The sequence below is a fragment of the Pseudomonas sp. GD03875 genome (genome assembly GCF_029840585.1).
Taxonomy (GTDB): Bacteria; Pseudomonadota; Gammaproteobacteria; order Pseudomonadales; family Pseudomonadaceae; genus Aquipseudomonas; species Aquipseudomonas paralcaligenes.
The window spans coordinates 234,252-254,590 of the sequence record NZ_JAOCCV010000002.1 but is presented as its reverse complement, the minus strand read 5'-3'; the positions used below and the strand labels follow the sequence as shown (position 1 = coordinate 254,590).

Annotated in this window: 17 protein-coding genes; all 17 read right to left on the bottom strand. The window is 65.5% G+C overall.

Features of this window, described 5'->3' with window-relative positions; all coding sequences use genetic code 11:
- A complete protein-coding gene (locus tag N5D30_RS02650; RefSeq protein ID WP_279907542.1) occupies window positions 1-1,212 on the bottom strand; it encodes an ATP-binding protein in 1,212 nt (403 codons plus the stop codon).
- A 159-nt stretch (window positions 1,213-1,371) separates the two neighbouring features.
- On the bottom strand, window positions 1,372-2,847 hold the full coding sequence (locus N5D30_RS02645) for a sigma-54 dependent transcriptional regulator (protein WP_279907541.1): 1,476 nt from the start codon (window positions 2,845-2,847) through the stop codon (window positions 1,372-1,374).
- A gap of 193 nt (window positions 2,848-3,040) precedes the next feature.
- Window positions 3,041-3,337: a flagellar protein FliT gene (fliT, locus tag N5D30_RS02640; RefSeq protein WP_279907540.1), complete on the bottom strand. Its 297-nt coding sequence runs from the start codon at window positions 3,335-3,337 to the stop codon at window positions 3,041-3,043.
- Window positions 3,338-3,353: 16 nt separating this feature from the next.
- On the bottom strand, window positions 3,354-3,734 hold the full coding sequence (gene fliS / locus N5D30_RS02635; RefSeq protein ID WP_220813413.1) for a flagellar export chaperone FliS: 381 nt from the start codon (window positions 3,732-3,734) through the stop codon (window positions 3,354-3,356).
- A gap of 85 nt (window positions 3,735-3,819) precedes the next feature.
- Entirely contained in the window at window positions 3,820-4,215 is a 396-nt protein-coding gene (gene fliS, locus N5D30_RS02630; RefSeq protein WP_279902255.1) for a flagellar export chaperone FliS, read from the bottom strand.
- A 3-nt stretch (window positions 4,216-4,218) separates the two neighbouring features.
- Window positions 4,219-5,712, bottom strand: a complete 1,494-nt coding sequence (gene fliD / locus N5D30_RS02625) for a flagellar filament capping protein FliD (protein ID WP_279907539.1) — start codon at window positions 5,710-5,712, stop codon at window positions 4,219-4,221.
- A gap of 73 nt (window positions 5,713-5,785) precedes the next feature.
- On the bottom strand, window positions 5,786-6,163 hold the full coding sequence (locus N5D30_RS02620; protein ID WP_220813416.1) for a flagellar protein FlaG: 378 nt from the start codon (window positions 6,161-6,163) through the stop codon (window positions 5,786-5,788).
- Between the two features lie 74 nt (window positions 6,164-6,237).
- On the bottom strand, window positions 6,238-7,746 hold the full coding sequence (locus tag N5D30_RS02615; RefSeq protein WP_220813417.1) for a flagellin: 1,509 nt from the start codon (window positions 7,744-7,746) through the stop codon (window positions 6,238-6,240).
- 257 nt (window positions 7,747-8,003) lie between these two features.
- Window positions 8,004-11,546: a glycosyltransferase gene (locus N5D30_RS02610; RefSeq protein WP_279907538.1), complete on the bottom strand. Its 3,543-nt coding sequence runs from the start codon at window positions 11,544-11,546 to the stop codon at window positions 8,004-8,006.
- A gap of 113 nt (window positions 11,547-11,659) precedes the next feature.
- A complete protein-coding gene (locus tag N5D30_RS02605; protein WP_279907537.1) occupies window positions 11,660-12,619 on the bottom strand; it encodes an FkbM family methyltransferase in 960 nt (319 codons plus the stop codon).
- A gap of 16 nt (window positions 12,620-12,635) precedes the next feature.
- Window positions 12,636-13,691 carry an NAD-dependent epimerase/dehydratase family protein gene (locus tag N5D30_RS02600; protein ID WP_279907536.1) on the bottom strand — a complete coding sequence of 352 codons (1,056 nt, stop codon included), beginning with the start codon at window positions 13,689-13,691 and terminating at the stop codon, window positions 12,636-12,638.
- A gap of 13 nt (window positions 13,692-13,704) precedes the next feature.
- Window positions 13,705-14,574 (bottom strand): methyltransferase domain-containing protein, encoded by an 870-nt coding sequence (locus tag N5D30_RS02595; protein WP_279907534.1) that lies wholly within the window; start codon window positions 14,572-14,574, stop codon window positions 13,705-13,707.
- A complete protein-coding gene (locus N5D30_RS02590; protein WP_279907533.1) occupies window positions 14,568-15,398 on the bottom strand; it encodes an SDR family oxidoreductase in 831 nt (276 codons plus the stop codon). The genes N5D30_RS02595 and N5D30_RS02590 overlap by 7 nt, the downstream gene beginning before the upstream one ends.
- Window positions 15,391-16,446 (bottom strand): Gfo/Idh/MocA family oxidoreductase, encoded by a 1,056-nt coding sequence (locus N5D30_RS02585; RefSeq protein ID WP_279907532.1) that lies wholly within the window; start codon window positions 16,444-16,446, stop codon window positions 15,391-15,393. Before N5D30_RS02585 ends, N5D30_RS02590 begins: the two co-directional genes overlap by 8 nt.
- A complete protein-coding gene (locus N5D30_RS02580; protein WP_279907531.1) occupies window positions 16,443-17,330 on the bottom strand; it encodes a sugar phosphate isomerase/epimerase in 888 nt (295 codons plus the stop codon). The genes N5D30_RS02585 and N5D30_RS02580 overlap by 4 nt, the downstream gene beginning before the upstream one ends.
- Before the next feature lies 1 nt (window position 17,331).
- Window positions 17,332-19,122 (bottom strand): thiamine pyrophosphate-binding protein, encoded by a 1,791-nt coding sequence (locus N5D30_RS02575; protein ID WP_279907530.1) that lies wholly within the window; start codon window positions 19,120-19,122, stop codon window positions 17,332-17,334.
- 7 nt (window positions 19,123-19,129) lie between these two features.
- Window positions 19,130-20,329, bottom strand: a complete 1,200-nt coding sequence (locus tag N5D30_RS02570) for an FkbM family methyltransferase (protein WP_279907528.1) — start codon at window positions 20,327-20,329, stop codon at window positions 19,130-19,132.
- Between the last annotated feature and the right edge of the window lie 10 nt (window positions 20,330-20,339).

Below are 20,339 nucleotides of genomic sequence, written 5' to 3'. Positions count from 1 at the left end.
TTACTCCTGAATATCCGGTTGCGCCGCACCGAGCAGCGGCATGACGAGGGTGGCGCAGGTGCCGCGGCCGACACGGGAGCGCAGCCGCAGCTCGCCCTGGTGAGCGCGCACCACGGCCTGGACCACCGCCAGGCCAAGGCCGGTGCCGGTGGTCTTGGTGGTGAAGAAGGGTTCGCCCAGGCGCGCCAGGGTGGCCTTGTCGATACCCGGCCCGTTGTCGCTCACGCAAAGGCGCAGGCTGTTGCCACGGGCATGCAGGTGAATCTTCAGGCAGGTCTCGCGGCCACCGGCCTGGATGGCGTTCTCGATCAGGTTGAGCACGGCGCCGACCAGGGTGTCGCGATTGCACAGCAGCTCGCCCAGGCGGGCGTCACACTGCCAGCGCACGTTCATATCCAGCAGGTGGGGCTCCGCGGAACGACGCAGGGCGTCGAAGAAGGCGCCGGGCGCGATGCGGTCGGGCAAGGGCAGCTCGCCACGGGCGAAGACCAGCATGTCGCGCACCTGATGCTCCAGCTCGTGCAGGCGCTCCTTGAGGCGTCCGGCGAAGCGCTGCTGCTGCTCGAAAGGCAGGTCCTGCTCGGAAAGATGGCTGGCATAGAGCAACGCCGCCGACAGCGGGGTACGGATCTGGTGGGCCAGCGAGGCGACCATGCGCCCCAGCGAGGACAGGCGCTCGTGGCGGGCGAGCTGGTCCTGCAGACGACGGGTTTCCGTCAGATCGGCCAGCAGCACCAGTTGCCCCGGCTCGCCCTGCAGGGAGCGCGTGGCGATGGACAGGCGGCGCCCGTCCTTGAGGGAAATCTCATGGCCGTCGTCCTCGCGCGGCGCGAAGTTGCGCGCGATGACCTCGCGCCAGAGCATGCCGACCAAGGGCTTGCCGAGCAGGCTGCGCGCCACCGGATTGGCTTCGCGCACCACACCCTGGCCGTCGATCACGATCACCCCGCCCGGCAGCAGGTCCAGCAGGCTCTGCAGACGCAGTGCCAGACGCTCCTTCTCGGCCAGCTCCTGCATGCGCTGGGCGCTGACCAGGGCGAGCTGGCCCTTGAGTTCGCTGACCCGCGCCTCGAGCATGCTGTAGGAACTGCTCAGCTGCGACGACATCTGGTTGAACAGCGCGAAGGTCTGCTCCAGGTCGGCTCGGCTGGCCGGCTCGGCGGCTGGGGTATCGGCTGCGGGGGCGACGGATAGGGGGACGGCTCGGCTCATGTTCATCTCTCGCTTGGCGAACCGTCAGCAGACGGTCACTCGGAGAGAGTCATAGCAATAGCCATGCCTAAAAATTTATTCTTTATTTTCAATGGCTTGAAAAATAAAGCCGGAGCTTGCGTCAAAGCTCCGGCTTGGCGGGCCTGAAATCCGGCGACCTCAGTCCTCGTCGCCGCCCTCGTCGTCGCGGCGGCTCATGCCGTACTTGCGCATCTTCTCCACCAGGGTGGTGCGGCGGATGCGCAGACGCTCGGCGGCGCGGGCCACGACTCCACCGGCATCGTCCAGGGCCTGCTGGATCAGCCCCTGCTCCAGGTTGCCGAGGTAGTCCTTCAGGTCCAGCCCTTCCGGCGGCAGCATGGCGGTGTTGGAGATGACCGGCATGCCGGCGTTCATCGCCGCGCGCTCGTCCAGTTCCTCGCGGAGGCTGATCGCCAGTTGCTCGTCCTCGTCGTCGACGTGGCGGAATTTCTTCGGCAGCTCGCCGACCCCGATCACCCCGTAGGGGTGCATGATCGCCATGCGCTCGACCAGGTTGGCCAGCTCGCGCACGTTGCCCGGCCAGTCGTGGCGGCAGAGCGACATGATGGCGGCCGAATTGAAGCGGATGGAACCGCGCTTCTCGAACTCCATGCGCGAGATCAGCTCGTTCATCAGCAACGGAATGTCCTCGACCCGCTCGCGCAGCGGCGCCATCTCGATGGGGAAGACGTTGAGGCGGTAGTAGAGATCCTCGCGAAAGGTGCCTTCCTCGATCATCTTCTCCAGGTTCTTGTGGGTCGCGGCGATGATGCGCACGTCCACCGACTGGGTCTTGTTGCTGCCGACGCGCTCGAAAGTGCGCTCTTGCAGCACGCGCAGCAGCTTGACCTGCATCGGCAGCGGCATGTCGCCGATCTCGTCGAGGAACAGGGTGCCGCCGTTGGCCAGCTCGAAACGCCCGGCGCGGCTGGTGATGGCGCCGGTGAAGGCGCCCTTCTCGTGGCCGAACAGCTCGCTCTCCAGCAGCTCCGCCGGAATCGCGCCGCAGTTGACCGGCACGAACGGCTCGTCGCGGCGCTTGGAATGGCAATGGAGGTTGCGCGCCACCACTTCCTTGCCGGTGCCGGACTCGCCAAGGATCAGCACGCTGGCCTCGGTATCGGCCACCTGCTGCATCATCTGTCGCACCTGCTGGATCGCGCGACTGGTGCCGACCAGGCTGCGGAACAGGTTGGGCTCGCGCTGGCGGCCGCGCTCCCGCGCCTGGTCGTACATCTCGCGGTAGACCTGGGCACGGTGCAGGGAATCGAGCAGCTTGTTGTAGCTGGGCGGCATCTCCAGGCTGGCGAGGACCCGGCGGCGCAGGTCCTCCGACCAGTCGGCGGGAACCGGCTCGCCGATCAGCAGCAGCGGCAGGTTCTCGTCCCAGGCCGCGATCTGCTTGAGCAGCTCCAGCGCCCCACCCTTGACGGAGACATCGCCCAGCAACACGTTCAGCACCTCGCGGCTGGATTCGAGCTTGCCGACGGTTTCGCGCCAGTCGCCGCTGCCGCAGGCCAGGTGCTCTTCGCCTAGGAAGCCGAGGATGACCGCCAGGTCGCGGCGGCGCTCGACGTTGTCGTCAATCAGCAGGATTTTGGTTTCACGCCACATCTTGTTCTGGTCTTACTCGCGGGCTGGAAATGAGGAGCGCCGATTGGAAGCACAGCGCCAAGAGCAATTGGCCACTAGTAAAGTCAAAAACCAGGCAAGAGTCAATTTTATGGCGTAGTTTTTTCCGAGATTCCCGAAGGCACCCACAAGGGCTTGCGGATGCTGGGAAATGTGACGCGGGAAGGAGGTGCGATCAGGTGAACAGCTGATAGACCTTGGCGCCCTGCTGGGACTGGTTGAGCTGGACCAGCTCGCTCGCCAGCCGGCGCTGCTCGGCCTGGCAGGTGGTCACCAGTTCGCGGTAGAGATCGAGCAGGGTCTGCATGCGGTCGCGTAGAAGGTCCTCGTCACGCACGGCCTCGACCATGGCCTCATCGACGGCCTGACGGCACTGTGCGTCCAGTTCGCCGATGGCGGTCCAGTCCCGGCGCGCAAGCGCATCGCGCAATGCGTTGCCGGTGGCTTCGAGAAGCTGGACGGATGAACTCATGGTACTTCCCCTTCACTCAATGGCCGATGGCATCCCAGCCGGACTTCACGTTGCGCAACAGACCCGCCACTTCGTCGATCATCTCGACGTCGTTGCCGATATTGGCTTCCACCAGGCGGGCGACCATGTATTCGTAGAGACGGTCCAGATTGGCGGCGACTTCGCCGCCCTGCTGCAGGTCCAGGCTCTCGCGCAGGCCGCCGATGATACCAATAGCCTTGCCGATCATCTCGCCTTTCATGGCCTGCTGACCATGCTGCATGGCGCCCCTGGCCTGGGCCAGGCGGGACATGCCGCCTTCCATCAACATCTGGATCAGTCGATGCGGACTGGCGTCGCCGATCTGGGACTGGGTATTGACGGTTTGATACTGCCGGAGGGCCGCCATCGCGTTCATGATTGCTCCACTGAACATTGCCTGCATACATGATTTGTATCGGCAACGCGGCCCTCATCTTTAGGGCCGGGTGAAGCAAATCGCGTCATTGCGCTCCGACAGCGGGCTCCACTTCCGGGCCGATGCCATCCCAGGCGGACTTCAGCTGGGTCAGCAGCTGCTGCACCTCGTCGAGGCTGCGCGGCGTGTCGTCGAGCGCGACGCCGGCCAGACGCCGGGTCATGTAGTCGTACAGCGCATCGAGGTTCTCGGCGATCTCGCCGCCGAGTTCCTTGTCCAGGCTGCCCTGGAGGACGCCGAGGATGGTGATGGTGCTGCCGACCGCCAGGCCGCGGATCTCGGTATCGCCTTCCAGCAGCGCCTGGCGGGCCAGGAGGACGCGCTCCAGCGCGCCGTCGAGCAGCATCTGCACGGCGCGATAGGGACTGACTTCCTGGGCGGTCTTGACCTGCTTGTAGGTGTCGATGGGTTTCTTGCTCATCGCTTACTTATCCTTCTTCACGAAGCCCGGGAGACTGGCGAGCTGGGTGCCCAGCGCCTCGCTGGTACGCGTCAGGTTGGCGACCAGGGTATCCAGTGCCGTGTACTGGGCGACCAGGCGTGTCTGCATCTTCTCGATCCGCAGATTCAGCGCGGCACGCTGCTCATCGATGCTGGTGTGGGTGCTCTGCAGCCCGGTTTCACGCTGCTGGATCACGCCGCCCGTCTTGATGTAACCGTCGACCGACTTGCTCAGGCGGCCCATGAGGCCGGCGTCGCCCGTGAGATAGCTGCCGACTTCACTGAAATTGCTGTCGATCGCCGCGGTGAGCTTGGCATCGTCGATGACCAGCGTCCCGCTGATGCCCGAACCGCCACTGGTCTTCGGCACGAAGGTGGTGCTGATACCAAGGTTCGCCAGGGCCTTGATGTTGCCCTCGCCGGTCATCGCCACCATTTCGTTGCGTATGCCTGCGATCACGTTGCGGACCGTCGAATCGCCCACCAGGGTGGCGGCCACCGGCTTCTTGTCCTCGCCCATGTCGACGACGGCGGTCAACTCGGACGTGGTCTTGATCAAGGCGTTGTAGGCCTCGACGAATTTCTGCACGCTGCTCTTGATCCCGGCCTTGTCGACTCCGACGGTGACCGTGACGCTCTTGCCGTCGGCCAGGTCGGTGGCGGATTGCGCGCCTGCCAGATTGAGGGTCACGCCCTCGATCGCATCAGTCACGGTGTTGGAATCGCGGACCAGTTCCAGACCGTCGATGGTCAGCTTCGCCGACTTGGCGGTGTTGATCACGCCACCCGCGCCGGTGCTGGAGCTGGGAGGAAGGAAGGTGCCGGGCGAATCCGGATTGTCCGCAGCCTCGAAGTTCTGGGTGGTCAGCGCGTTGTCGCCGGAGGTCAACCCGTCTTCGCTCACCTCGACCTTGATATCGTTGCCCTCGCCCGACTTGGTCGAGCTGAGCACCAGGCGGGAGCCCGAAGAGTCGGAGATGATGGTGGCGCTGATGCCGCTGTCCTTGCCGGCTTCGTTGATCGCGTCGCGCATACCGGCAAGGGTGTTGTTGGTGGAGTCGACATTCACGTTGATGCTGGTGGAGCCGGCGGAAATCGTCATGCTCCCGCTGTTGAACGTCGCGGTATTGCCACCCGACACCGATTGCAGCGCAACCTTGCTGCTCGTTGCCAGTTGCTTGATCTGAACGTCATACACACCGGCGGGCGCCGTGGTGTTGGCGGTTACCTTGAGCAGGCTGCTGTTGGAACTCGAGGCGGTACGCCCTTCGAACAGCGACGCCTTGTTGAGGCCATCGACGGCCGTCTTGAAGGTGCTCAGGGCATTCTTGAGGGAGCCCAGGGCCGACAGACGCGCGGTGGTCTGCGACTCCAGTCGATCCAGCTGGTTGGTCTTGGGAGCCTTCTCGGCGTCGACAAGTGCCTTCACGATCGTGTCGATAGGAAGGTTGCTACCTACACCCAATATCCCAGCCATGGTTCACCTCGCCAAAATAATGACTTCTTAACGTCTATAGACCGTTAGAGAGTCAAAAGCCGTGCCAATCGCGTCAGGCTTCGGCTTTGAATAACAGACTCCTGACTTCCGAAAGATTCTCCGCCAGTTGCAGCGCTTCTTCGGAGGGAATTTGTCGGATCAGATCGCCGGAGCCCTGGTCGGTCACCTTGACCACCACGCGACCGCTACCCTCCTCCAGAGAGAAGTTGATGTTGCGGCGAACCGACTGAACGAAATCCTGGATGGTCGCGACAGCCGCTTCCACGTCTTCGCGGGTGACCGCGGTCGACTCTTCCTCGGCAGCCTGGGACGAAGCCCGCTCGCCGGTCACGGCCTTCTCGGAAGCCGGGCCGCCAGCAGGCGAGCGCTCGACTTTCGAGCCGCCGGGGGCAGCAGGACTGAGTGCATTCTGAATTGAGCTGACGTCCATTGCATTCACCTCACAATGAGGAAGCGGGGGAAAGGCCTGGCCTTTCCCCCGCAGTCTACCTAATACCCCTTACCTTAGCCGAGGAGGCTGAGTACAGCCTGCGGCAGCTGGTTGGCCTGGGCCAGGATCGCGGTACCGGCTTGCTGCAGGATCTGATTCTTGGTCAGTTCCGAGGTTTCGGCAGCGAAGTCGGTGTCACGAATCCGGCTACGGGCGGCAGAGGAGTTCTCAGCGATGTTCTGCAGGTTCGAGATGGTGTTCTCGAAGCGGTTCTGCACGGCACCGAGCTGAGCACGCTGGCTGTCGATGTTGGAGATCGCGCCGTTGATGATACCCAGAGCCTTCTGAGCGCCACCGGCGGTGCTGATGTCGATGTCCTTCACCGAGTCCAGGGTACTGAACTTGTCGGCACCCAGGCCTGCGCTCATGCCGCGAACTTCGAAGGCATCGGCTGCTTCCAGCTGTACCTGGCCGTCTGCACGGGCACCGGCACCGGCTGCGATGGACTGAGTACCACCCACGTTCTCGTCGCCGGCGAAGTTCTTCGCCTGCAGAGTAGCGGTGGCACCGCTGCCGCCCTGGTAGTTCTTGATGGCGATGGCGTCGCCGCGGGAGCTGACCAGTTCGATCTTGTCGCCTTTGGAGATCGCGGAGATGCCGGTTTTGCCGGTTTCCTTGTTGATCGCATCGGCCAGGGCGCCCAGATCCTTGGTGTCGGTGATCACAGCGGAGATCACGGACTTGTCGGTATCCGAAGTGGTGCTGTTGGCGCCATACAGTTCGAAGGAGATGGTGCCGCTGGCCGAGACGGTGCCGAGTTCGGCAACGGTACGGGCGTTGGCGGTCACACCGGTTTCATCGCTCTTGGCGTTGACGGCGCGGGCGACTTCGCTCGCGGCGGCACCGCTGGCCGGGCCAGTGATGGTCACTACGCCACCGGAAGCGCCGGTGGTGAACTTCGACGAGATGTCGAAGGAAGTATCGGAGTAGGCCGAAGTACCGTAGGCAGCCGCACCGCTGGCGCCGCTGGCGATGGTGCCAGCCGCACCACCGGAAGTGGTGACGCGGTTGATACCGATACGGTCGGTGGCGGCGGAGCCGATGGAGACGTTGATGGTCTCGTAGGCGTTGGCGCCGACCTGGAAGCTCTGGGAGCCGAAGGAACCGTCGAGGATCTTGCGGCCACCGAAGCTGGTGGTATCGGAAATACGGTTCAGCTCTTGTTGCAGCTGGGAAACTTCGGACTGCAGGGCAGCACGTTCGGTGGCGCCGTTCGAGCCGTTGGCCGATTGCAGAGCCAGGTCACGCATACGCTGCAGGATGCCGGTGGACTGCTGCAGTGCACCTTCAGCGGTCTGCGCCAGGGAGATACCGTCGTTGGAGTTGCGGGTAGCAACGCCCAGGCCGGTGATCTGGCTGGTCAGACGGTTGGAGATCTGCAGGCCGGCGGCGTCGTCCTTCGCGCTGTTGATACGGAAGCCGGTGGACAGGCGCTGGAGGGAAGTATCCAGACCCTTGGACGAAGAGTTGAGGTTACGTTGGGTGTTGAGGGACGCAACGTTAGTGTTGACTGTAAGGGCCATGGTATTGCCTCCAGATGACCTTAGAACCGTTTGTCTGAGCTTGCGAGCCAAGGGCCTGCATGCTCAGACGCCCAGAGAGATCGCATTCATGGTTTGTATCGGCGTTGGTGGCGGGAGCTTTAGTTTTTTTTTCGAAGATCATTGACTGTTTTCTTTCCACCTGTGCCGGCAAGGACTTAGCACTGACAAGAAAACATCGAACAGAAATTTGACGCCTTGCCGGCGAGGTCTCCACCCCTCGCCAGGCGCCCTTTCGATCAGTCCGGCAGCCAGGCAGCACGCCATTGCGCCAGGTTGTCGCCGTCCAGCATCCAGTGCTTCATCACCTGCCGGCGCAGTTCGTCCCCCGCCAGCGCCGCCGCATCCAGGTCATGGATATGCATGCGGATGGCGTCGACCCAGTCCCTGAAGCGGTTCTTCACCCGGGTCACCGGCAGATCGCCCTGGTAGCACACCAGGTCGCTGCACACCACGGGGAATCCGCAGGCGCCGTACTCGAGCAGACGCAGGTTGCTCTTGCACTCGTTGAACAGGTTCTGCTCCACCGGAGCGATGGCGAGATCCAGGTTGAGCGCAGCCAGAGCAGCCGGGTAACGATCTATATCGACACCGGCATGGATTTCCTTGACATAGGGCTGCAGCTTTTCCGGGCACATGCCGAAGAAGACCCACTCCACCTCCTCCGCCAGCTCCCGCACCACGTCCAGTACCAACTCCAGGTCGCCGGTGTGGCTGGCGCCACCGGCCCAGCCCACACGCGGCTTCCGGCCCTGGCGGCGGGCGCCGTGCAGGCCTCCCCACCAACCGACCGGCAAGCGGTTCTCGACCACCCGGATATCGTCGTGCAGACCAGCGAAGGCATCCGCCAGTGGCTGGGTCGACACCACGAAGCGATCGACGAAACCGAGGCCACGCCGCAGCGATTTGAGGATGTCCCTGGGCATGTGCTCGCGGTGCACGCTCTTCATCGGCAGGTTGGGCAGATAGTCATCCAGTTCGTAGATCTTGAATGCCCGGGAGAACGCCTTGATCCGGCGCATCGCCTCCAGGCGCTCGTCGCCGATCTGCCGCTGCAGCACGATGCTGTCCGGGTTGTAGCGCTCCAGGTCAACGACCTGCAGCAAACCCTCGGACAGCATGCCGTCCACCAGGCCGGCCTCCTTCATGGCGGCGAACGGCTTGATGATCCGGTAGTTGCCACAGCCCCAGGGGTCGGCCTGGTGAGCCAGCACGACAGGCAGCGGTCGCCAGGACAACGGCCTCCAGCTTAGATTGCTGTCCATCTCCAGCTCGAATCCCTTGCCGCTGAGGGACAGGCAGCGGTTGTACGCAGGGTCGTTCGCCAGTTGCGGCAACCAGCGCGCGTACAGCGCATCCTGTTCCAGGACCTCGCGCTGGCGACGCGCCTCCAGCAGTTGCGGGTAGTTGCGACCACCCTCGCCCACCAGCACCGCATGGGGCGTCCAGACGGTCAGATAGCCCGCCTCGCGCACCTTGAGACACAGGTCGACATCATGGAAGGCGGTCTGGAACGCCGCCTCGTCCATGCCGCCGACTTCCTCGAACAGCGAACGCCGGATCATCAGGCAGGCCGCGGAGACGGCGCTGAAGTCCTGGTCGAGCTGCAGGCGCTGCATATACCCGGCGGCTTCCATCGGCTCGTCGGCGAACGCCGGCGCCGCCGGGCCATTCAGGCCCAGGATCAGGCCGGCGCCGTGGACCTTGCCATCGGGATGGAGCAGCCGCCCACCCACCACGCCGACCTCGGGCCGCTGTGCATGGTTGAGCAGGTGTTCCAGCCAGTCCTCGCGCACCACCACGGTATCGCTGTCGAGCAGCAGCAGGTACTCGCCACGCGCCGCCGCCGCGCCGAGGTTGGCGACAGCCGAGGCGTTGTAGGGGTGCTGATAGCGCAACACGCGAACCTTGGCGTCGCCCAGCGCCTCCACGCCGGCCAGCCAGGCCCGGCCGGCCTCGCTGCTGCCGGCGGTGTCGACGATCAGGAGTTCGTAGTGACCGTAGCGGGTCTTTTCCAGCAGGCTGTCGACGCAGCGCTGCAGCGCCTCGAGGTGATCATGCATGGCCAGCACGATGGACACCGAGGGCTGCTGCGGATGGCCGTAGTCGATGAGGTAGCGACCCGGCATCGCCGAGCCGACATGCGCATCGGCATAGCCCCGGGCCTGCAGGTGGCGCTGGATGGCCGCCTGCTCGGCCGGGTTGTCCTGCAACCTGGGGGCATTGCCGGTGAGCAGCGGCTCGGGCACGTGCCCCAGGCCGACGATGCCGTCCTGTTCGATCAGACGCAGCAGCAGGTCCAGCTCCAGCGCACCGTCGCAGGCGGCGTCGAAACCGCCGCTGGCCAGAAACAGGTCGCGCCGGAACAGCCAATGGCGGGCCATGGCGGCCGGGAAGCTGAGCAGCATGTCGAGGTTGAACGCCGGGCGCAGCGCAGCGCCCAGGTTGCCCTTGCCGATGCGCTGCAGCTCGTCGCCGTAGAGCGCGCGGCAATCGGGCGCGTCCATCAGTTCGAGGGCCACTCTCATCAGCCCGCTTGGGGTGAACTCCTCGCCGGCCTCCACCAGCATCAGCCAGTCGAATGTCGAGGCGGCGACCGCCGCGTTGATCTGTGCGACAAGATTGCCCGGCTCGATACGAATGAAGTGCAGCTTGTCCTCTATGGAGGTCTTCGGCACCTCGGCGGTGGTGAAGGCGAGAATGCGCGTCGAGGCATAGAGGCTCCGCTCCAGGCTGAGGCTCTTGATGGTCGCCATCAGGCGTTCGGCGGCGCCCGCTTCGTCGATCACCACTAACCCGAAGCTGGGGCCGGCCTGCTGCTCCAGGCGCTGGCTGATCAGGGCGCTCTGGCGCTTGGTCGGCACCCGTTCCGCCAGCCATTCCTGCAACTGGTATCGGCCGGCGTTGCCACGCCGCTCCCGGGCCGCCTCCTGGGTCACCTCGACGAAATGATCCAGTGCCGGCCAGAATTCCTTCTCCAGTCTCAGCCAGTTGTCGCGCGCCAGGGGAAGGGTGCGCCGCGCCCGTTCGAGCTCCTCCGGCGCGGTACCCCAGGCGGCGCCGTGACTCTGGGTCTCGTACACGCCGATCCTAGGAGCGCCCTCCTCCACGATCACCACGCAGAGGCAGCCACAGAGCACCGCTTCCGTGCCCAGCGCGGAGGAGCCGCCGCAATAGAAGATTTCGCACTGCTGGAAGAGATCGGCCATGTCTTCCCAGGAGGAAGGCCAGTGCGGGGTGATCTCCACCGCATCGGGCGGCAGCAGCGACGGATCGATATGCAGCTCGCCGCGCCGCCCCCGGTAGTAGCAGACCTTGCCCGGCACGCGCTTGCCGGGATCGTCCGGCAGGCGGAACACGCCCAGGTCGAACGGCGGCAGGAGCATCACCCGGTCATCCGGGATGCCGGACATCAGCAGGTCCCGCGAGTAGGCATACAGGATGTCGTCTTCGCCGAACGCGCCACTGCCCTCGATGAAACCCGGCCGGTTCAGGATGTAGCGTACGACCACGCCGCCCTTCAGGGGGTTGCCGTCGATCACTTCCGGGTACACCACGATGGGCTCCAGGCCCTGGGCGCGGTGCGCGTCGATGACCTCCTCGGTCAGCAGAGGCGTCATGAATTCGTCGCTGAGCACCCTGGCCGTCACGTAGGCCTCGTACCCCGAACGGATGAGGGCATCGCAGAGCATGTGCATCACGCGGATGCCGGACGAACTGCGCCGGTAGTTCGGCGCATAGATGTAATACGGCTGCGGGCGCGTGGAGAGGAGTTTACGCATAGCCTGTACCTCGGGCCTTCGAGCCGTGTCCGCGGATCTCGCGTGACACCAGGTCGGGCCGCTCATGACCAATCAATGAAATGGACCGTTGCGCATGTCGGCGGGCGATCCCTTCAAACCGCTTGCCAGCGGCGGATGACGTCGGCGTGCTTCTGCGGATGCAGGAAGACGAAGTTGGTCTGCACGGTTTCTTCGGTGACCGCCGGGCAGGGTATCAACGCCTCGGCATTGTCCTCGGCGAACATCCAGGCCCCGTAGCCGTGCTTCGCCAGGGCATCGAACACATCGTTGGGATGGTATCCGAACTCCCGCGACCATTTGCGCAGCAGCTCCACGAGGATGATGGGCGTGTGCGCCAGCGTTTCCTCGCCGCCCTGGAAGACCATCAGCTCCGCGCCCTCGACATCGACCTTGATCAGGGTCGGTACCCGCCCGCTGCTCATGCAGAACGCGTCGAGGGTGGTGGTCTTGCACCTGACCTCCTGGATCGGCGCACGCCCCCTGGATTGGCCGGTCAGCTTCAGCGAGGTCGCGCCCGAAACGTCCTCGACGAAGATGAAGCTCAACTCGTCTTCCTTGTTGAAGACGCCCATGCGAACGGCCTCGACGTTGTCGAGCCGATTCAGCCCGACGTTGCGCTCGAGCACCGCCACCGTGCTCGGGATGGGCTCGAAGGCATAGATGCTCGCCCCGGGGCACTGCTTGCCGAGGACCAGCGAATACCAGCCCAGATTGGCGCCGATGTCGAAGAACACGTCGCCGTCGCGGAAGACCGACTTGAGGAACGCGGTTTCGCTGTTCTCGTAGCTGCCGAAGCCCAGCAGGGCATAGGGCGTGGCGTGCAGGTCCACCGGATCGACGAACATCGAGATGCCATGCGCGAGGGAACTGACCGTCACCCCTTCCGCGGTGATGCGGATGGCGCCGACGTCCGTGCCGGCGATGAACGCCGGATAATCGAACAGGCCCGCGTGGCGCTGGTTGATCTCCTCCACGTACTCGAGCTTGGTGGTTTCGCCCGAGAGAAATTTTTGCCTTGCCGCAAGCAGGTCGTTCTGCGTCTTGCCGTTCATGGCGGAAACCTTTTGTTCAGGAAGGGAGGAAGTAGCGCAAGGTTCTCTGGAACCCCGCCTCGGGCAGGATGCCGGGGCGCCACCCCAGGCGCTCCATCCTGGCCAGGTTGAAATGGCCGCTGGAGCGGAACTCGACCTTCCGACCGGGGCTGGGTGGCGGGCGCCGCACCTGGATGTCCGGATGGGGGGACAACCTCGCCACCAACTCCGCCAGTTCGAGGATGGTCATTTCCTGATCCATGCCCACGTTGTAGGCCTGCCCCGCCTCGCCCCGCAGCAGCAGGATCAGGAAGGCGGCGGTGGCATCGGCCACGTAGCAGAAGGGACGACTGCTGCTGCCATCGCTGTTCAGCACGATGTCGCGCCCGGCCAGCGCATCCGCCACGAAGTCAGCGAACGAGCGCCCATCGTCCAGCGCAACGCCGGGGCCATAGGTGTGGGAAATGCGCGAGATGACCGTCTCCACCCCGTATTGCCGGTGGTAATCGGCACAGAGCGTCTCGCCCATGCGCTTGCCTTCGCCATAGCAGGCAGAGGGATCGAGCGGGTCCAGCGTGCCGAAATCGGTCTCGCCGATCGACGCCTGGCTGTCACCGTTGCCATAGACGGCGCCGCTGCTCATGAACAACAGACGGGCGCCGGTACGCCTGGCCAGTTCCAGCAGGTTCAGGGTGCCCACCACGTTGGCCCTGGCGGTGCCGACCGGGTCTCGCAGGTAGTACTTGGGGCTGCCGGAGCTGGCCCCGTGCACGATGTAGTCGGCCCGCTCCAGCCCGGGAAGGGGGTCGCACACATCCTGAATCACCGGGAAGAACCACGGTTGCCCCATGAGATGGGGGAAACGCTGCTCCAGCTTTTCCCGATGTCGCGCCAGCGCATGGATATGCACCGGCGACTCCGGCCAGCGCTCGCTCAGCCAGGCGAAGAACTCCACCAGGTAGGCGGCCAGGAATCCCGTGGAGCCCGCGATGACCACGTGCTTGCCAGCGAAGCGCCGCCAGTCCTCGCCCAGGGCAAAGAGCGCCTCCATGTCTTCGGTGATGACGGGGTGGCGCTTGACCGATTCGTCCATTGGCCGCTCCATGTCAGGCCTTCCTCGCCAGCACGCCCAGCACCTCGCTGCGCGTCCAGCCGATGTCCACCGGGAGGCGAAGGCTGTCCACCACCTGCAGCCCGAGCCGCTCCAGCAGCCGGCGCAACGCCGTTTCGTTGTAGAAATTGACATGCTCGTGCCAGTGGTGCTTCAACGGCGCCAGGCACTTGCTGTCCGGGTGCTCGCGCACCAGCGCCTCGTGCGGGACCTCGAGATAGAGCAGCGTCTGCGGCCCCATGGCCGGCAGCATCTGGCGGACCAGCTCCAGTGGACACGGCACATGCTCGAGCACCTGGCTGCACGCCACCAGGTCGTATGCCTGGCGACCGATCTGCTCGACATCGACACGACACGCGCCCGGCACGAGGTCCACGCCGGAAATGTCATGGATGTGCAGCAGGCGGTTGCGCTCGCGGAACGGGCTGTTGATCCCGGTATCACCGCCCCAGTCCAGCACGGCCGGGGCCTCGGGCAGGTGCAGTGCGAGCCAGGCCTCGACCTCGGCGAGGTAGTCCGCGCGCTGCTCGTAATGCGCGACCACCGCGGTGTAGCCCGGCTCGTAGCTGATGCGCTCGGAGTTGTAGGCCTCGTCGCGGTAGTTCCGATAGAGCGCGCTCATCTGCTCGTCGGTGAAGCGGTAGTCGAGGAACAACGCGCCACAATCCTGGCACTGCAAGGAATTGCACAGGGTATAGGCCATGCCCGAACGCAGGTCGCGCAGCCCCCACTCCTCCTTGATCTCAACCGGCTCGTGGCCGAACACCCGATGGGCGACGAAGGGCATCAGCACCGCGGACGACTTGTCCAGGCGGTCGCCGCCACAGCAGATGCACTGCCGGGCGATCAGTTCGCGATTCACCATGTGCTGCGTCCCCCGTCGACGACCAGATTCGCGCCGTTCATATATGAAGAGGCATCCGAGCAGAGGAAGGCGATCGCCCCCCGGTACTCGTCGGCGTCGGCCATGCGACCGAGCGGGATCAGCTGGGTCAGCTTGCTCACGAAGACATCGTTCTGCCCCGCGTAGACCCCGCCTGGAGAAAGCGCATTGCAGCGCACACCCTGCTCGCACCAGTAGGTCGCCAGGTACTTGGTCAGGCCGATCAGCCCGTGCTTGACCACCGAATAGGTCACCGGCTTGACCGGCTGCCGCTCGGGCTCACGTCCCTCGACCCGGTAGAGGCGCTGATCCGGAGCGATCACGCCGAGGTCGGAGGCGATATTGACGATCACCCCGGCGCCTTGCCGGGCCATCTGCGCGCCGAACACCTTGGCGCAGTTGAAGGCACCGCCGAGCCCCACATCCAGGTCCAGCCGCCACTGCTCCCAGGGGAAGTTTTCCAGGCGGGAGAAGTCCTTGTCGCCGGCGCTCTCCACCTTGGGGTTGCGCGCGGCGTTGTTGATCAGGATGTCCACCCGGCCATGGCGCGCCATCAGTTGCTCGAAGGCATTCTCAAGCGCGCCCAGGTCGGTGATATCGGCCACCAGAGTCAAGGCTTCGCAGCCGGTCTCCTCGGCCAGCCGGGCCGCGTTGCCCGCGAGGCCATCGCCATTGATGTCGAGCAGCACGGGTACGCCACCGAGGCCGGCGATGGTCGCGGCATGCTGGTAGCCGAGCAGACCGGCGCCGCCGGTGATGACCGCAACCCGGCCATCCAGCCGGAACAGGCTTTCCGTACTAGCCATGGATATCCACCTCGCTCAGCAATACTTCCCGGCCCTCGCGCAGCGAGCGCAAGGCTGCCAGCGCCAGGCGCAGGCTCTGCAGACCATCCTGCAGATCGACCACCGGCCGGGTGCCCTGGGCGAGGCAATCGAGAAAATGCCTGGCCTGGGCCAGGAACATGTCGTTGCGCACGAACCCCGGGAAGTCGTCCTGCTCGCAGAGTTCGCCCTGGGCATCGTGGATGCGCAGGCGATTGGCCAGCAGATCGATCTCGGCGAAACCGGCGTCGCCGACGATCTTCAGGGTGCGGACCGGCGGGCGCTGGAGAAAATCCTGGTGCAGCAGGATGGGGAAGCCGCCGCCGGGCCCGTCGCTGCGCATCAGCGACGAAGCCGTATCCTCGACGTCCACCTCCAGGCCGCTGAGCTGGCCGCCGTGGGTGACGATGCTGCGCGGCAGGCCGAAGAGCCAGTAGATCAGGTCCATCTCATGGATCTGCGACAGGATCACCCCGCCCCCCTGGTCGGCCCGCGCGGCATACATCTGCCGGTAGTCCTCGTAGCGGTGCCAGTTGGGCAGGTACTCGCCGATCTCCGAACGCACGCTGAGCAGGCGGCCGAAGAAGCCCGCCTCGACCAGTGCCTTGAGGCGCTGCAGTCCGGGATGGAAGCGGAAGTTGTAGCCGACATGGAACAGCAGCTTGCGCGCCTTCACCTCGGCCAGCAGCTCGGCCACCCCCGCCAGATCGCTGGCCAGAGGCTTCTCCATGAACACGGGGACGCCCGCGCGAACGCATTCGAGGGCCACCGGCACATGCAGCGCATTGGGGTTGCAGACGAACGCGGCGTCCGGCCGCTGCGCCAGAGCTGCCACCAGATCGTGGTGAACCTGAATCCGATAGTCCCGCTCGAGGTCGGCGCCCTCGTCGATCGTCAGGTTGTCGCGCAGCTTGATGCGCTGGCCACGCACACGATAGGCGTGGACCTGAAGGTCATCGCCGAGTAGCTCGCGCAAGTTGCGCAGATGGCGCTGGCCGATCCCGCCGAGCCCACAGAACAGAATCTTCAAGATATCTCTCTCTTCTCGTCGCAGAGTGCGCGACCTCTTAGCCAACCCTCGGCGAGGCGCGCCATCCCGGCGAGCCAGGCGGGTTCGTCACCGGGTTCGCCGCGGGCCACCTGCAGGACGAAGTCACCCGCATATCCGTACTGGATCAGCAGCTCGCGCAGGCTGCGGAAATCGGTATCGCCCTGGCCGAGCGGCACGGTGCTGCCCCCACGGCGGCGATCCTTGATATGGAAGCTGCCGATGCGCTCGCCGTAGGCGGCGAACTCCTGCGCCGGCTGGTAACCCAGCGAGGCGCTGTTGCCGGCGTCGTAGTTGACCTTGACCAGGGGATGATCGAGGCGCAGCAACAGTGCGCGGAACGCCTCGGGGGCGAGGTCGGTCTCCAGGTGCAGCTCGACGGCATGGCGCTCGGCGTGCGGCAGGACCTCCCGCAGGTTGGCGACCACCTGCTCGAATTCCTCGTCGCTGCGGATGCTCGACGCATCCACGAATGGCAGCACGACGCGTCCCACGCCCATCTCCGGGCAGATGCCCAGTAGCCACTCCATGCGTCGCAGCAGCTCGGCATTCTCGGCGGCGGAGCAGCGCAGCAACGGGCGGTCCATGAAGTAGTCGGCGCAGATGGAAACCACCGAGACCCCGTGTTTCGCCAGCAGGTCGCGCAACTCGCTCCGGCCGGCGTCGCTCTCGAGCGGGTTCGCGCCCTCTCCGTAGAGGTCGTAGATCCACTCGATGCCACGCAGGCCCGCCTGCGCCGCCCTCTCGATCTCCAGGCGCCAGCCTTGCCGGGGGAAGGACTGGAAGCGGCCGTCTTCCGGCGCGCCCAGGCGTCCCTGCATGGTGTAGAGGCCGGTTTCGGCGTATCGGCTCAGATAGTCGCCCATGTCACTCCCCCACCAGCGGGACGAGCATGTTGGCGCGCAGCTCGTCGCGGTCGAGGAACGGGAAGAGGTCCTCCAGCGGGCTGGAGACCATCGCGCCGTTCTGGCCGATCTTCGAGGTGACGCGCGGGCCGATGGCCTGGTCGGGCTGGACCATGACCTCGCACACAACCGGCCCTTCCAGCGCCAGCGCCTCCTCGATCCCCGCTCTCAGATCGCTGCTGCCGTCGATGCGCAAAACCGGCAGGCCGAAGGCCGCCGCCAACGCCGGAATGTTCGGCAAGGTGAGGCCCGAGGTGGGGTCGCAGCCGATTGTCTGCTTGAAGTACCCGCCCTGGGAGGCGCGGATCGAGGCATAGCCATTGTTGTTCAGCACGAAGTACTTGATCGGCAGGCCCAGCCGGCGCACCACTTCGAGCTCCTGTATGTTCATGACGAAGCCGCCATCGCCATCCACCGACACGGTTCGCCGGCTGCCGCTGCCCAGGCAGCCGCCGATGGAGGCCGGCAGGCCGTAGCCCATCGAACCCAGTCCGCCGGTGGCCACCGCGCGCTGGCCGCGCTTGAGGCGCACGGACAGCCAGAAGGTATCCAGCGCCGCCCCGGAACTGCCGGGAATGATCTGGTCCCCCTCGGCCAGCGCTTCCGACAGCGCCTCGGTGAACACATAGGTGTTGACGTATTCGCCGGCCTGGCGGTACTCGGGCAGGACCACCGGATAGGCCGCCTTCCAGGCCGCGCAGCGTTCGCGCCACGCCTGGCAGTCCAGCCGATCCGTGCCCATGGCCTCGCGCAGCCGCTCGACGAAAAGCCGGGCATCGCACACGAAGCGCTCGTCGGGCATGTCGCCCAGCTTGGCGATCTCTGCCGGGTCGATGTCCACCACCACGATCTCCGCCGCCCGGGCGAACTGGCTGCGGTCGAAGCCGGTGATGGAGAAGTCCATCCGGCAGCCGATGGCGAGCACCAGGTCGGCGTTCTGCACGGTGAAGTTGGCCCCGCGCTGGGCCACGGTGCCGCAACGGCCCGCATAGAGGGGATGGTCGTACTCCAGCAGGTCCGCACCGATCCAGGTGGTCTGGGTGGGGATGCCGAGTGCTTCGATCAGCTCACGTGTCTGCTGTTCGCCTCCCGCCGCATGGATGCCGTTGCCGACCAGCAGCACCGGCCGTTGCGCCTCGCGCAGGCGCTGCACCAGGCGCGCCAGCGCCTGCTCGTCGACAGGGGCCGGCTGCTCGCCAGCCTCCGGCACGTAGCCCTGCAGCTGTGCCGGGTCGATCTCGGTGGCCTGCACATCCAGCGGCACATCGAGCCAGACCGGCCCCTTGCGCCCGCCGAGCATCAGATGCAGGGCCTTCTCCAACTCATAGCGCACACGCTGGGGGTCGAGCAGGCAGACGGCGTACTTGGTCAGCGGGCCGACCACGCTGACGATATCCAGCTCCTGGGTGCCGAGCTGGCGCAGGCCGCTGTCGCCCTTGAGGTCGGCGCGCTTCACCTGCCCGGAGATGAACAGCGCGGGGGTCGATTCGAACCAGGCGCCGGCCAGGCCGGTAATGGCATTGGTGGCCCCCGGCCCCGACGTGACCAGGCAGACGCCGAAGCGCCCGGAGGTGCGTGCGTAGCCTTCCGCGGCGATCGCCGCGCCCTGCTCGTGCAGCATGCTCACCGCCGTCAGGCGCGGCTGGCGATACAGGGCGTTGTTGAGGTGCATGGCCCCGCCACCGGGCAGGAAGAACACATGGCCAATGCCCTGGTTGGCGATGAACTCGAAGATGTAATCGGCAACACGCATGGGGTGACTACTCGGCAAGAGGCTGCTGGGGAAGACGCGCGGCAGGTACGGCGTAGAGGACCAGGTCCCAACCCTCGGCCAGGTGCGGGCAGAGGGTGAAGTGGTAGTCGGGGTGGTAGTCGTGCAACTGCAGCAGCACGCTCCACAGGTGGTTCTGCTCGTGGTAGACGCACACCGCGATCACCGGATGCCGCTCGGCGATCAGGCGCCGCCCGCCCGCCAGGCACTGCGGCTCGAACCCTTCGATATCGATCTTGATGAAGGTCGCCGGCGCGATCTGCGCGCTCAGGTCATCGATGGTGGTGATCCGTACGCGCTCGCTGCCACGCCCTACCCGGCTGGCGGCACCGCTGCTGTCCTCGATGAGGATTTCCCCGTTGCTGTCGCCGATGGCGAGCGGGTAGGCATGCAGGCCCCGCGCTTCGCCGCCGAGCTTTTCCAGGTTGTCGCGCAGATCGGCATAGTTGGCGGGCGAAGGCTCGAACGAGTGGATTTCCCGGTAGCCCCGGCCGCTCTCCAGGTATTCCGCGACCGAATCGCCATTGAACGCGCCGATGTCGTAGAGCACCTCGTCGGCGCGGTCGCTGCTGAAGTGCCCGTCGAAGTAGATCGCCAGGGGCGATGCCGGCGGCAACAGATCGTGGTCGAGCGACAGCCGCCACTCGACATGGTCCACGAACAGCTGTCGCGACGCGTCGTCACCCAGCAGGGTGAACGCGCGGCGGACCTGGTCGGCCTCGGCCACCACCTTCTCCGGCAGGTCCAGGGAATAGTGCGGCAGGAAATGCTCGGGATGGCGCCAGGCCAGATGGCCGAACAGGGCGATACGGTCGAAACCCAGCGCCCTCAGCGGCACGAGCCGATCCGTCATGCGGTCGGTGATGTGACCGCTCCAGATCGTGCAGATGACCGACGGCAGCGGGCCGTCGCTCCGCTCGGCCAGCTGCGCCGGGCTCATCACCGGGATGGAATCGATCAGGGTGCCCCACGCCGCCGGGTTGTTGTCGATGAACGCCTCGGGGGTGAAACCCATCTGCTTGAGCACGGCCTGGGTCTTGCGCCCCAGGTGGCTTGCGCCGAAAAGCACGAACGGACGATCCAGCCCGCCGATCAGTCGCTCCAGGGTATGCGACTGACGATCCCGTATCGACTCCAGCGATTCGCTCAGCAAGGCGTCCAGTCGCGCACTCAAGCCCATGGTCTCCATGGCCGCTTCC

Excerpts from the sequence above, each read along its gene's own strand:
- fliS (WP_220813413.1), bottom strand. The coding sequence starts at position 3,734 with ATGAACGCGATGGCGGCCCTCCGGCAGTATCAAACCGTCAATACCCAG.
- N5D30_RS02600 (WP_279907536.1), bottom strand. The coding sequence starts at position 13,691 with ATGGACGAATCGGTCAAGCGCCACCCCGTCATCACCGAAGACATGGAG.
- N5D30_RS02605 (WP_279907537.1), bottom strand. The coding sequence starts at position 12,619 with ATGAACGGCAAGACGCAGAACGACCTGCTTGCGGCAAGGCAAAAATTT.
- N5D30_RS02570 (WP_279907528.1), bottom strand. The coding sequence starts at position 20,329 with ATGGAGACCATGGGCTTGAGTGCGCGACTGGACGCCTTGCTGAGCGAA.
- N5D30_RS02645 (WP_279907541.1), bottom strand. The coding sequence starts at position 2,847 with ATGTGGCGTGAAACCAAAATCCTGCTGATTGACGACAACGTCGAGCGC.
- N5D30_RS02615 (WP_220813417.1), bottom strand. The coding sequence starts at position 7,746 with ATGGCCCTTACAGTCAACACTAACGTTGCGTCCCTCAACACCCAACGT.
- N5D30_RS02595 (WP_279907534.1), bottom strand. The coding sequence starts at position 14,574 with ATGGTGAATCGCGAACTGATCGCCCGGCAGTGCATCTGCTGTGGCGGC.
- N5D30_RS02650 (WP_279907542.1), bottom strand. The coding sequence starts at position 1,212 with ATGAGCCGAGCCGTCCCCCTATCCGTCGCCCCCGCAGCCGATACCCCA.
- fliD (WP_279907539.1), bottom strand. The coding sequence starts at position 5,712 with ATGGCTGGGATATTGGGTGTAGGTAGCAACCTTCCTATCGACACGATC.
- N5D30_RS02610 (WP_279907538.1), bottom strand. The coding sequence starts at position 11,546 with ATGCGTAAACTCCTCTCCACGCGCCCGCAGCCGTATTACATCTATGCG.
- N5D30_RS02575 (WP_279907530.1), bottom strand. The coding sequence starts at position 19,122 with ATGCGTGTTGCCGATTACATCTTCGAGTTCATCGCCAACCAGGGCATT.
- N5D30_RS02620 (WP_220813416.1), bottom strand. The coding sequence starts at position 6,163 with ATGGACGTCAGCTCAATTCAGAATGCACTCAGTCCTGCTGCCCCCGGC.
- N5D30_RS02590 (WP_279907533.1), bottom strand. The coding sequence starts at position 15,398 with ATGGCTAGTACGGAAAGCCTGTTCCGGCTGGATGGCCGGGTTGCGGTC.
- N5D30_RS02580 (WP_279907531.1), bottom strand. The coding sequence starts at position 17,330 with ATGGGCGACTATCTGAGCCGATACGCCGAAACCGGCCTCTACACCATG.
- fliS (WP_279902255.1), bottom strand. The coding sequence starts at position 4,215 with ATGAGCAAGAAACCCATCGACACCTACAAGCAGGTCAAGACCGCCCAG.
- fliT (WP_279907540.1), bottom strand. The coding sequence starts at position 3,337 with ATGAGTTCATCCGTCCAGCTTCTCGAAGCCACCGGCAACGCATTGCGC.